Below are 12,430 nucleotides of genomic sequence, written 5' to 3' on the forward strand. Positions count from 1 at the left end.
AACCTTTCGAATACGGGATATCTTGGCATATTCCTGATTTGTGAGCAAGTGTGGCACACCCCTTGTCGCAGGCCGCAATCGTTCCCATATCGGCCTTCCAATGGGGGGAACCGACGACATTCTGACTGGCACGATCGCCGCGCCCGGCCGCCTTGACAAGGCACTGGCCGACGCCAGCGGGCTTTCGCGCGAGCGGGTCAAGGCGCTGCTCGAAGAGGGGCGCATCACGCTCGATGGTCAGGGCGTGCGCCAGGCCTCGCTCAAGGTTGCGGCCGGCGCCGCGTTTGCCGTGCAGGTTCCGGCGGCCATTCCGGCCGAGGCCGTGGCGCAGGACATTCCGCTGTCGGTGACTTATGAAGACGATGCGCTGATCGTGGTGGACAAGCCGGCCGGCCTGGTGGTGCACCCGGCGGCGGGCAATCTCGATGGTACGCTGGTCAATGCCTTGCTGCACCATTGCCGCGGCCAGCTTTCCGGCATCGGCGGGGTGGCACGGCCGGGCATCGTGCACCGGATCGACAAGGATACCTCGGGCCTCTTGGTCGTGGCCAAGAGTGATGCCGCGCACGAAGGGCTGGCGCGCCAGTTTGCCGACCATTCGATCATCCGGGCCTATAAGGCGGTTACGGTGGGGCAGCCGATCCCGGCTGCCGGCACGATTACCGGCGCCATCGCCCGGTCGGTGCATGACCGCAAGAAGATGGCGCTGGTGGCCGATGGGCGGGGCAAGCACGCCGTCACCCACTATCGCACGCTCGCACGCCTCGACGGTGCGGCCCTGGTGGAATGTCGATTGGAAACAGGCAGAACCCACCAGGTGCGCGTTCACCTTGCATCAATCGGGCATTCGCTATTGGGTGATCCTGTCTATGGACGCGCGCCCGCCAAAATTCGCCCCATCCTGGCCCGGATCGGCTTTGCCCGACAGGCGCTGCATGCGGCAGAATTGGGTTTCATTCACCCGATCAGCGGCGAAGCGCTCCATTTCACCAGTTCGACGCCCGTCGATATGACGGAACTGATTGTCGAACTGGGCGGTTCTTGAGTTCGATCATGGTATAAATCGATTACTGTGTATCAAAAGGATGTGTGGCCCCACCGGGGAATGCTCGCTAGAGGTTCTCCATCGGGGAACTGACGCGACGAAAGGATGTGTTCAGGTGAGCAACAAGACAGCAGTGGCCAAAGCCCCCGCGACCGTTCCGGCCCTGGGCGGGGAAGCCAGCCTCAACCGCTATCTCTCTGAGATTCGTAAGTTTCCGGTGCTGACGGCTGAGCAGGAATACATGCTCGCCAAGCGCTACCAGGAACATGCCGATCCCGAAGCCGCCGCCCAGCTGGTGACGAGCCACCTGCGACTCGTGGCCAAGATCGCCATGGGTTATCGCGGCTATGGCTTGCCCGTGTCCGAGCTGATTTCCGAAGGGAACATCGGCCTGATGCAGGGCGTCAAGAAGTTCGAGCCCGATCGTGGCTTCCGTCTGGCGACCTATGCCATGTGGTGGATCAAGGCCTCGATGCAGGAATTTATCCTGCGCTCGTGGAGCCTGGTCAAGATGGGCACCACCGCGGCGCAGAAGAAGCTGTTCTTCAACCTGCGGCGCATGAAGAAGAACCTCGAAGCGTTCGAGGATACCGATCTTTCGCCTGAAGACGTCCGCAAGATCGCAACCGACCTCGGCGTGCCCGAGCAGGAAGTGATCAACATGAACCGGCGCATGATCATGGGTGGCGATGCCAGCCTGAACGTGCCGCTGCGCGAAGACGGCGAAGGCACCTGGCAGGATTGGCTGGCCGACGATCGTCCGCTGCAGGACGAAACCGTGGCCGACGCCGAGGAAGCCCATTTCCGCCACGACATGCTGGTGGAAGCCATGGGCAGCCTCAACGAGCGTGAGCGCCATATCCTGACCGACCGCCGCTTGGTGGACGATCCCAAGACCCTGGAAGAACTGAGCCAGGTCTACAACGTCAGCCGCGAACGCGTGCGCCAGATCGAAGTGCGCGCCTTTGAAAAGCTGCAAAAGGCGATGCAGCGCATCGCCGGTGAACGGCACCTGCTGCCGGCCGGTTGAGCCTCTTTACCTTGAAAGCAAAAGCCCGGTTATCCAGTAGGATAGCCGGGTTTTTTGTTTGATGTTTCAAGAAGCGGGACCCCGGACGTGATCCGGGGGCCCACGCAACGCCTACCCCTCAATGAAAATCCCGCGAGCGCGGCAACACCCGCACTTGCCGGGGATGGCGGGCCATGGCCGGATCGGGCGTGGGCGCCGCGCCATCCTCGTGCAGCTGCGCCAGGGCCTCGCTGGCATCGTGTACCAGCGCGGCCATCAAGTGCACCACGCCTTCCTTGCTGCGCTGCACTTCGCCTTCGATCACCATGAGCCGCGCGGCCATGACCTGGCGCCGCTGTTTCTCGAAATCGCGCGCCCACAGCAGCGCATTGACCACGGCGGTTTCGTCTTCCAGCGTGATGAAGATGGCGTTGCCCTTGCCCGGCCGCTGGCGCACCAGCACCACGCCGGCCACGCGCACTTTCTGCCCATCCTTGCCGGCATTGACCTGCGCGCACGATAGCACCCCCTGCGCCGCGAAACGCGCGCGCAGGAATTGCATGGGGTGGCCTCTGAGCGAAAGCCGCTGGGTCTGGTAATCGGCCACCACTTCCTCCGCCATTGGCATGGCAGGCAGGGCGGCATCGGGCTCTGCCGCCAGTTCCGGCGCATCGAGCGCAGCGAACAGCGGCAATTGCCGGGGCGGCACGCGGCGCACGTCCCATCCCGCCTGGCGCCGGGAGCGGCCCAGCGATCCCATGGCATCGGCATCGGCGAGCAGAGCCAGCGCGCGCGAGGGCAGTTCCGCCCGCCGCGCCAGGTCTTCGGGAGAGGTGAAAGGCCCATCGATCCGCGCCCGTACGATGGAAGCGGCCCATTCTTCATGGAACCCGTCGATCAGGCGCAGGCCCAGGCGCAGCACGCGCTCTTCATCCAGCGTGCAATCCCACCAGCTGGCATTCACATCGGCGCCATGCACCTGCACGCCATGTTCACGCGCATCGCGCACCAGTTGCGCCGGGGCATAGAAACCCATGGGCTGGCTGTTGAGCAGGGCGCAGGCAAACACGCCGGGATAATGGCATTTCAGCCATGACGAGACATAGGCCAGCCAGCCGAACGCCTGCGCATGGCTTTCGGGAAAGCCATATTCGCCAAAACCCTTGATCTGTTCGAAGCAACGCTCGGCAAAGTCTTCCGGATAGCCGTTTTTCATCATGCCACCGATGAACTTCTCCTGATAGTTGGTAACAGTGCCGTGGTTGCGGAACGTGGCCATGGCGCGGCGCAGGCCATCGGCCTCTGGCGGGGTGAAGCCGGCAGCCACGATGGCCAGTTTCATTGCCTGCTCCTGGAACAGCGGCACGCCCAGGGTCTTTTCCAGCACGCTTTTCAATTGGCCTTCAGGGCCAGGGAAAACCACCGCCTCTTCGCCATTGCGGCGGCGGAGGTAGGGGTGGACCATGCCGCCCTGGATCGGGCCAGGCCGCACGATCGCTACCTGGATCACCAGGTCATAGAGCTCGCGCGGCTTCATGCGCGGCAGCATGGCCATCTGCGCGCGGCTTTCCACCTGGAACGTGCCTACGCTGTCGCCCTTGCACAGCATGTCGAACGTCGCCTTGTCCTTGCGCGGCACGGTGGCCAGCGAGAAACGACCCAACTTCAGCCGCTCCATCAGGTCGAAGCTCTTGCGGATGCAGGTGAGCATGCCGAGGGCCAGCACGTCCACTTTCATCAGCTGGAGCGTGTCGATGTCGTCCTTGTCCCATTCGATGAACGTGCGATCGGGCATGGCGGCGTTGTGGATCGGCACCAGTTCGTCCAGCCGGCTTTCGCACAGCACGAACCCGCCGACATGCTGCGACAAATGGCGCGGAAAGGTCAGCAGCCGGTCGACCATCTCGCGCAGCCGCGCGATCTCGCGGTTCTCAGGATCGAACCCGGCCTGCGACAGGCGCTCCTCGGGCAGCGAGCCGCGCCCCCAACTGCCCCAGACCGTGCCGGAAAGCCGCGCCGTCACGTCTTCGGAAAGGCCCAGCGCCTTGCCCACGTCGCGGATCGCGCTGCGCTGGCGATAGTGGATCACCGTCGCCACGATCCCGGCGCGCGCCCGGCCATAGCGGCGATAGATGTATTGCATCACTTCCTCGCGCCGCTGATGCTCGAAATCCACGTCGATATCGGGCGGTTCATGGCGCTCTTCCGACAGGAAGCGGGAGAACAGCAGGCGTTCCTGCACCGGATCGATCGGGGTGATGCCCAGCAGGTAGCAGACCAGCGAATTGGCGGCAGAGCCGCGCCCCTGGCACAGGATCGGCGGGGAAAGGCTGCGGGCATAGTGCACCACATCGTGCACGGTGAGGAAGTAATAGGCGTAATTTTTCAGTTTGATGAGGCGGAACTCCTCATCCAGAATCTTACGATAGCCCTCGGGCAGGCCAGCGGGAAACTGGCGGCCCGCGCTTTCCAGCACCAGGTGCTCCAGCCAGCCCTGCGGGGTCCAGCCGGGCGGGACGGGCTCGTGCGGATATTCGTACTCGATCTGGTCGAGTGTGAAAGTGATGCAATCCAGCCAATCTTGCCCCGCCACCAGCGCCTGCGGACACAGGGCAAACAGGCGCGCCATTTCGGCCGGCGGCTTGATATGCCGCTCGCCATTGGCGGCCAGGCGGCGCCCGGCGGCGCGCACCGTGGTGCCAAGGCGCGTGGCGGTCAGCACGTCGTGCAGGGGGCGGTCTGCGGGCACGGCGTAAAGCGGGTCGTTGCTGGCAATCAGCGGCACCCCGGTTTCCTGCGCCAGGGCCATGCGCCGGGCCAGTTCGCGTCCGTCGCGCCCGGCGCGGGGCATCGTGGCGGCCAGCCACAGATGCGGCGTTGCCGCGCGCAGCCGCTCCAGCAGATCGGCGCTGCCGTCCATGGCAATCAGGGCCAGGCCCAGCGCATGGTCCAGCAGATCGGGCAACGTGAGGTGGCAATCGCCTTTTTCCACGCGGCGATTGCCCAGCGTAAGCAGGCGGGTCAGCCGCCCCCAGGCCGCGCGCGTGGTGGGATAGGCGGCAATATCGGGCGTGCCATCGGCAAAGCACAGCCGGGCGCCCACTTTCAGGGCAAAGCCGTTCGCCCGCCCGCCCACCTTCCGCCAGGCGGCATGGGCGCGCACCACGCCGGCCACGCTGTTCCTGTCGGCAATGCCGATGCCTTTCAGGCCCAGGGCATGGGCCCGCGCAACCATTTCAGCCGGATGCGCTGCGCCGCGCAGGAAGCTGAAATTGGTGGCCGCCACCGGTTCGGCGAAGAACGGCGTGTCGCTCATGGAAACAGCCCGTGGACATACCAGGACGGCGCGTTTTCCATGCCGTCATAAAGCCCGCGCCGAAACACCCACAGACGGCGGCCGCGCGCATCCTCGATCCGGTAGTAATCGCGCGTGGTGCGGGCGGCGCCTTCGCCCATGTGGCCGCCGCGCTGGCGCCACCATTCGGGTGCAATGCGTTCCGGCCCTTCGGCGTGGATCACTTCATGCACTGCGCCGCGCCAGCGCAGGCGCAGCGGCGGGCCATCGGGCACCCCGGCAATCACTTCGATCCCCTGCGGCGGATCGAACAGCAGCAGGGGGCGTGGCATGGTCGGAAGATGAAATGAAACGGAGCCGTTCAATTCTGCGGCAGGCAGGCTGACTTGTGCGGCTTCGGGCATGTGCCGGTCGGCCGGGGCCAGGCGCAGAACGGCATCTTGGCCCAGGCGCACGCCCAGCCGGTCGATCAGCGCTTGCAGGCTGTCTTGCGTTTCCTCGCTCTGGTCCAGCCCGGTCTGTCGCGCATCAAGCGGATCGGCCCGCTTGACCGACAGCGTGATGGCATCGAAGCCAAAGCCGGGATCGATCGGGTCGGCCAGGCTGTCGATCCGCTCGCGCAGCAGGCGCACCACCAGCGGTGGATCGCGCGTGGGCTGGCCGGTTTCCACCAGCAGGCACCGCCGCGCGCCATCGCTGCGATGCAGAGTGAGGGCAAAATGGCGCCCGCCCAGGCGGCGCTGCTCCATCTGCGCGGCCACTTGGCGCAACAGATCCTCGGCCACTTCCAGCACGTCGTCAGTGCGGGCGATGGGTTCAGCAAAGCGCGCTTCGGCCCGGATCGGGGCCTGCACCGGCTGCGGCGCCAACGGCGCAGCCACATCGCCCATCACCTGGCGCAGGCGCAGCACCAGCCCTTCGCCAAAGCGGGCAGCGAGTGTTGGCGCCGGGCGCGTGACCAGGTCACCCAGCCGCTTGAGCCCGGCGCGGCGCAAGGCGGTGGTGGCGGCCTCGCCCAGGTCCAGCGCGGAGACGGGCAGGGCGGCCACGTCTTCGGCGCGGCGCTGGGCCAGGGTGCCATGGCGGGCGAGGGCACGCGCTGCCGCCGGATTGCCGGCCAGCGCATGGATTGTGGAAAGGCCTGCAATTTCAGTTGCCTTTGCCACCATCTTCGCTTCCGATCCGAAGAGATGCGCGCAGCCGCTGATATCGAGCAGCAGGCCATCGGGCGGATCGGGCATCACGCTGGGGGTCAGCGCGTGCATCGCCTTGGCCAGGTGCGTCAACAGCGCAGCATCAGCGGCCGGATCATGGGGCAGGGTGGCCAGATCGGGACAGCGGGCGCGGGCATCGGCCAGGGTCATACCCGGCGCCAGGCCCTGGCGGGCGGCATCGCGCTCCACCGCCATCAGCCGCAACGCCTGCCCGCTGCGCGCCACCAAGGCCAGCGGCGCGCCTTCGGGCAGCGGGTCTGTTGCCGTGGCTCTAACCCGTTCGCCCCTAACCCGTTCGCAGGGCAGCCATGGGAAGTACAGCGCCAGATGGCGCCGTCCTTGCGTTTTCGTTCCGTTTGGGGGTGCCGCCAAGGGACCCGGTGGTGTCCCGGAAACCGCCATGTTGTTCATCCCATTGCAAATGCCACGTCTGCCCCGCCGGCCCACCCCGCCAGCGCAGCGCCTCAACCGCGATCATCGGCAGGCCGGGCGGGCGCACTTGCGCGCCGGGTGGCGCCTCCAGCGGCAGGGATGGGGCACTGGCCACTTGCCAGCGGGTGTGCGCCGCACTGGGCTGGGCATTTGCCGCATGGCGCAGCAAGACCAACGGCGTCTGCGTGCGTTCGGCGGCCAGCACGAAGCGGCGGCTGGCGGTCAGGTCATAGCCCTTGAGCGGGCCTTCGCTTTCCAGCAGGACCAGCGCCAGGCCGGGGCAACGCGCCCCTTCCAGCCCGGCGCGCAGCAGGGCCGCGGCATCGCGCGCTTCCACCAGCAGCAGCCGCGCGGGATCGATACCCAACCGCGCCAGCCCTTCGCCATAAAGCCCCAGCCCTTGGCGCAAGGCCCCGCGCACCACCAGCACCGCGCCTGGGCGATTCGCCGTGCCCAATCCCAGGGCAAAGGCCAGCCCCGCCGCGCGATCATCGCCTTCCCCATGCACTTCATGCACTTGCCCCGCCGCCAGCACCGGCATCGGCCGGCGCAAGGCCGGCCTCAGACGCCAGGTGGGCGAAGAGAGGATCGGGGCGGAAGGCGTTTCCATGTTCCTATTATGTTCCATTTTGCCTGCCCTGTCGAGGCTGGCCGTTGGAACAGGTGGGGACAGCAGGATGCCTTGCCGCCCATGGCGCCGGCCAAGATCACGCAAAAAAGGCCGCACGACCATCTGGTTGTGCGGCCTTTTGTCACATAGGAGAACGGTTCACTTCATCGTGGGGATCACGAAACTTTGGTCCACCACGCCGCCTGATGTGCTGGGCCAGCGCTGGGTCACGGTCTTGGTGCGGGTGTAGAAGCGCACGCCGTCCATGCCGTATTGGTTGAGATCGCCAAAGCCCGAGCGCTTCCACCCGCCAAAGCTGTGATAGGCCACCGGCACCGGGATCGGCACGTTGATGCCAACCATGCCCACTTCCACCTTGGCGGCGAAATTGCGGGCGGCCGCGCCGCTGCGGGTGAACATCGCGACGCCATTACCATAGGCGTGGTTGGTGGCGAGCGCGATGGCCTGGTCCACATCCTGCGCGCGCACGATCTGGAGCACCGGGCCGAAGATCTCTTCCTGGTAGCTGCGCATTTCGGGCGTCACCCGGTCAAACAGCGTGGGCGCCAGGAAATAGCCGTTTTCATAGCCTTGCAGCGAGAAGCCACGGCCATCCACCACCAGTTCGGCGCCTTCATCCAGGCCCATCTGGATGTAGCTTTCGATCCGCGCCTTGTGCTGGGCGGTCACGACCGGGCCATAGTGCGCGGCTTCGTCGGTGGAAATGCCCACCTTGAGGCTGGCGATCCCGTCGATCAGGCGGGCGCGCAGTTCCTCGGCGGTTTTGTCGCCCACCGGCACCACCACGGGCAGCGCCATGCAGCGTTCCCCGGCCGAGCCATAGGCCGCGCCGAGAATGTCGCTGACGACCTGGTCGAAATCGGCATCGGGCAGCACGATGCCGTGGTTCTTGGCGCCGCCCATGCACTGCATGCGCTTGCCCGCCTGGGCGCCGCGCTGGTAGACATAGTTGGCGATGTCGGACGAGCCGACGAAGCTGACCGCCTTGATGCGCGGGTGGTCGAGAATGGCATCGACGGCCACCTTGTCCCCATGCACCACGTTGAACAGGCCCACCGGGCCGCCGGCTTCGAGGAACAATTCAGCCAGCATATTGGGCACCGAGGGATCGCGTTCCGACGGCTTGAGGATGAAGGCATTGCCGGTGGCGAGCGCCGGGCCGCTCATCCACAGCGGGATCATTGCGGGGAAATTGAACGGGGTGATCCCCGCCACCACGCCCAGCGGCTGGCGCATCGAGAACACGTCGATCCCCGGCCCGGCGCCTTCGGTATATTCGCCCTTGAGCAGGTGGGGGATCGCGCAGACGAACTCGATCACTTCCAGCCCGCGTTGGATATCGCCCTTAGCATCGGCAATCACCTTGCCGTGTTCGGCCGACAGCGCGTGGGCCAGCTTGTCCATGTCGCGTTCGATCAGGCGCTTGAATTCGAACATGACGCGGGCGCGGCGCTGCGGGTTGAGGGCGGCCCATTCGGGCTGCACGGCCGCGGCGAGCGCCACGGCCTGATCGACATCGGCCTCGCTCGCCAGGCCGACCTGCGCCTGCACTTCGCCGGTGTTGGGATCGAAAACGTCGCTCTTGCGGCCAGAAGTGGCGGCAACGGCGGCGCCGTTGAGGAAATGGTCGATCTGGCGCATGGCAACTCTCCCGGCAAAGTTTGATGCCTGCTTGTAGCCCGTGCGCAAATATCCTGATACTGGCATTTTCGCCAAACAGGCCGTGCAAATTTGCAGGAACACCATGCGCATTCGCCAGTGGGACGACTTGAGGATATTTCTGGAAGTGGCGCGCCATGGCCGCCTGACCGCCGCGGCCCGTGCGCTGGGGCTGGACCATTCCACTGTCTCGCGCCGGCTTGATGGGCTGGAAAGCGGGCTGGGGGCGCGATTGGTGGACCGTTCGCCCAGTGGCGCGCGGCTGACCGAGGCGGGCCGTGCCCTGCTGCTCCATGCCGAGCGGATCGAGGCGGAAACCCATGCGGCCGACAGCGCGCTGGGCGGGGTGGACACCGAATTGACCGGCACGGTGCGGGTGGCGACGCCGGCGGCTTTCGGCACATACCTGGTGGCGCCGCGCATGCCGCTGTTCATGGCCCGGCACCCGCGCATCGTGCTGGAACTGGCGCCCGAAACCCGCGCCGTCAGCCTCTCGCAACGCGAGGCGGACCTGGCCGTGACGCTCAAGCGGCCGCCGCGCGGGCGGCTCTATGCCCGGCAACTGGCGCCCTTCACCGTGGGCTTCTATGCCGCGCCCGCCTATCTGGAGCAGCACGGCACCCCCGAAAGCGTGGACGATCTTTCGCGCCACCGGCTGATTTCCTATATCGACGACCTGATCGACTGGCCCGAGCTGCGCTATCTGGATGAAGTGGCGCCGGGCATGCAGGCGCAGTTCCGCTGCACATCGGCCACGGTGCAACTGGCGGCGGTCCAGGCGGGCGGGGGCATCGGCCTGTTGCACACCTTTGCCGCCGATGGCGATCCCACTCTGGTGCGGGTCCTGCCCGATGTGGCGGTGCCACGCGCCTATTGGCTGGTGGTCCACGCCGAATTGCGCCGCTTGCCGCGGGTGCGCGCCGTGGCGGAATTCCTGGAGGAAGCGGCGCAGGGCGCGGGTCTTCACACAAAATAAGCCGCTGCCGGGGCAGACAATCACGCCACGCCTTCCTATCTGGATGGGCAACGACATCTTGCCGGAGCGCCCCTTTGACCGATACCGCCACGCTCGACGCCAAGTTTCCCCTGCTTGCCGCGCATGACCAGCCACCCTTTTCCGCAATCCGTGCCGACGACATCGTGCCGGCGATCACGGCCGCGATTGCCACGCACCGGGACGCCATGGCGCAATGCGTGGCCCGCGCCGGAGACCCGGCGATGCTGGCCTTCAAGGAAGAGGCCGACCGCCGCATCGGCGAGGCCTGGGGTGTGATCGGCCATCTGCTGGCCGTGACCAACACCCCGGAACTGCGCGCCGCCCATGCCCAGGCGCAGCCGCTGATCGCCGCGCACTTTGCCGCCGTGGGCCAGGACCGCGCGCTTTACGAAGCGATCCGTGCCATCGACCCGGCGGCGCTGGATTCGCTGGCGGCCCGTGCGCGGGAACTGGCGCTGCGCGATTTCGAGCTTTCCGGCGTGGCGCTCGATGGGCAGGACGCTAACGATTTTGCCGAGAACCAGGTGGAGCAGGGGCGCCTGGCCACCGAATATGCCAATGCCGTGATGGATGCGACCGAAGCCTGGAGCCTGCACGTGACCGACCCGGCACGGCTGGTCGGCGTGCCCGAGGCCGATCTGGCCGGCATGGCCGCTGCCGCGCAGGCCAAGGGGCATGGAGAAGGCTGGCTGATCACGCTGCACGCCCCGGTGGTGGTGGCCGTGCTGACTTATGCCCAGGACCGCGCGCTGCGCCAGGAAGTGAGCCGCGCCTATGCCACGCGGGCATCGGACCAGGGGCCGAATGCTGGCCAGTTCGACAACGGGCCGCGCATGGCCGCACTGCTGGCCCTGCGCGCCAGGGCGGCGCAGCTGCTGGGGCAGGGCGATGCCGCCAGCCTGTCGCTGGCCACCAAGATGGCGCAAAGCCCGGCGGCGGTGGAAGCATTCCTGACCGACCTGGCCGCCCGCACCCGCCCGCTGGCGCAGGCCGAACTGGCCGATCTGGCCACGTTTGCCCGCGCCGAACTGGGCATCGAGACGCTGGAGCCCTGGGACATGGGCTTTGCCACCGAGCGCGCGCGGCTGGCGCGTCATGCGCTCGATCAGTCCGAAATCCGCCGCTACCTGCCGCTGGACAAAGTGCTGCCCGCGCTGTTCGGCCATGTCGAGCGGCTGTTTGGCGTGACCTTCCGCGAAGTGGCGGGCGAGGGGTTGTGGCACGAGGACGTGCGCCGGTTCGACCTGTTCCGCGCTGGCCAGGATGCGCCGTTCGCCCGGCTTTACGCCGATTTCTTTGCGCGCGAAGGCAAGCGCGGTGGGGCGTGGATGAACGTGTGCCGCTCCCCCAGCCGCGCGGCGGAACAGGCGCAGATGCCGGTGGCCTATCTGATCACCAATTTCGCCAAGGCGGCGCCGGGCAAGCCCGCGCTGCTCCAGCATGCCGACATGGTGACGCTGTTCCATGAAATGGGCCACTGCCTGCATCACCTGCTGGGCGAGGGCGACTTGCCCTCCATCGGCGGGATCAGCGGGGTGGAATGGGATGCGGTGGAACTGCCGAGCCAGTTCCTGGAAAACTTTGCCTATGATGCGCACGTGCTCAAGGCGGCTTCGGCCCACGAGGAAACCGGACAGCCGCTGCCCGATGACCTGATCGCGCGCCTCAACGCGGCGCGGGGCTTCATGGGGGCGCTCGCCGTTTTGCGGCAGATCGAGTTCGCGCTGTTCGACATGCGCCTGCATCGCGCCGCGGCCGATGCGCCCGATGTGCAGGGCCTGCTCGATGCGGTGCGGGCCGAAGTGGCGGTGATGCGCTATCCGGCGTGGAACCGCTTTGCCCACGCGTTCAGCCACATCTTTGCCGGTGGCTATGCCGCGGGCTATTATTCCTACCTCTGGGCAGAGCTGCTTTCGTCCGACGCCTATGAGCAGTTTGCCCAGGCACCGCAGCGCCAGGGCGAGCTTGGCGCGGCATTCCGCCGCGAAGTGCTGTCCCAAGGCGGCGGACGCGCGGCCATGGACAACTACGTGGCGTTTCGCGGGGGCGCGCCCGATCCGGGTGCGCTGCTGCGCGTGCGCGGGCTGGCGGCCTGAGTGAAGGCGTGGTTTAGCAAATACATATGAAGTGCTCGTCACCCCGGACTTG

General features: G+C 66.7%; 8 protein-coding genes. 4 read left to right on the forward strand and 4 right to left on the reverse strand.

What is annotated here, in order from left to right:
* Positions 1–100: 100 nt before the first annotated feature.
* Entirely contained in the window at positions 101–1,045 is a 945-nt protein-coding gene (locus R9J51_RS13625) for an RluA family pseudouridine synthase (protein ID WP_179504747.1), read from the forward strand.
* A 115-nt stretch (positions 1,046–1,160) separates the two neighbouring features.
* The gene (gene rpoH / locus R9J51_RS13630; protein WP_229814998.1) at positions 1,161–2,075 is read left to right on the forward strand and encodes an RNA polymerase sigma factor RpoH; all 915 of its coding nucleotides are present in this window, start codon (positions 1,161–1,163) and stop codon (positions 2,073–2,075) included.
* Positions 2,076–2,193: 118 nt separating this feature from the next.
* Here rpoH and R9J51_RS13635 read toward each other — a convergent pair whose 3' ends face one another.
* From R9J51_RS13635 to R9J51_RS13650, 4 genes are all read right to left on the reverse strand, one after another.
* A complete protein-coding gene (locus tag R9J51_RS13635; RefSeq protein WP_179504748.1) occupies positions 2,194–5,370 on the reverse strand; it encodes an error-prone DNA polymerase in 3,177 nt (1,058 codons plus the stop codon).
* Positions 5,367–6,965, reverse strand: a complete 1,599-nt coding sequence (locus R9J51_RS13640) for a Y-family DNA polymerase (RefSeq protein ID WP_179504749.1) — start codon at positions 6,963–6,965, stop codon at positions 5,367–5,369. The genes R9J51_RS13635 and R9J51_RS13640 overlap by 4 nt, the downstream gene beginning before the upstream one ends.
* Positions 6,850–7,605, reverse strand: coding sequence for a hypothetical protein (locus tag R9J51_RS13645; protein ID WP_179504750.1), 756 nt, complete (start codon positions 7,603–7,605; stop codon positions 6,850–6,852). The genes R9J51_RS13640 and R9J51_RS13645 overlap by 116 nt, the downstream gene beginning before the upstream one ends.
* A 159-nt stretch (positions 7,606–7,764) precedes the next feature.
* Positions 7,765–9,267: a CoA-acylating methylmalonate-semialdehyde dehydrogenase gene (locus R9J51_RS13650; protein ID WP_169474463.1), complete on the reverse strand. Its 1,503-nt coding sequence runs from the start codon at positions 9,265–9,267 to the stop codon at positions 7,765–7,767.
* Between the two features lie 103 nt (positions 9,268–9,370).
* Here R9J51_RS13650 and R9J51_RS13655 point away from each other — a divergent pair, with 103 nt between their 5' ends.
* Positions 9,371–10,261 carry a LysR family transcriptional regulator gene (locus R9J51_RS13655; protein ID WP_210425468.1) on the forward strand — a complete coding sequence of 297 codons (891 nt, stop codon included), beginning with the start codon at positions 9,371–9,373 and terminating at the stop codon, positions 10,259–10,261.
* Between the two features lie 74 nt (positions 10,262–10,335).
* Positions 10,336–12,378: a M3 family metallopeptidase gene (locus R9J51_RS13660; protein WP_179504751.1), complete on the forward strand. Its 2,043-nt coding sequence runs from the start codon at positions 10,336–10,338 to the stop codon at positions 12,376–12,378.
* Positions 12,379–12,430: the final 52 nt, after the last annotated feature.

This window comes from Novosphingobium rhizosphaerae (assembly GCF_050920675.1).
GTDB lineage: Bacteria > Pseudomonadota > Alphaproteobacteria > Sphingomonadales > Sphingomonadaceae > Novosphingobium > Novosphingobium rhizosphaerae.

Coding starts and splice junctions, on each gene's coding strand:
- R9J51_RS13625 (WP_179504747.1), top strand. CDS start 101: ATGGGGGGAACCGACGACATTCTGACTGGCACGATCGCCGCGCCCGGC.
- R9J51_RS13635 (WP_179504748.1), bottom strand. CDS start 5,370: ATGAGCGACACGCCGTTCTTCGCCGAACCGGTGGCGGCCACCAATTTC.
- R9J51_RS13640 (WP_179504749.1), bottom strand. CDS start 6,965: ATGGCGGTTTCCGGGACACCACCGGGTCCCTTGGCGGCACCCCCAAAC.
- R9J51_RS13645 (WP_179504750.1), bottom strand. CDS start 7,605: ATGGAAACGCCTTCCGCCCCGATCCTCTCTTCGCCCACCTGGCGTCTG.
- R9J51_RS13650 (WP_169474463.1), bottom strand. CDS start 9,267: ATGCGCCAGATCGACCATTTCCTCAACGGCGCCGCCGTTGCCGCCACT.
- R9J51_RS13655 (WP_210425468.1), top strand. CDS start 9,371: ATGCGCATTCGCCAGTGGGACGACTTGAGGATATTTCTGGAAGTGGCG.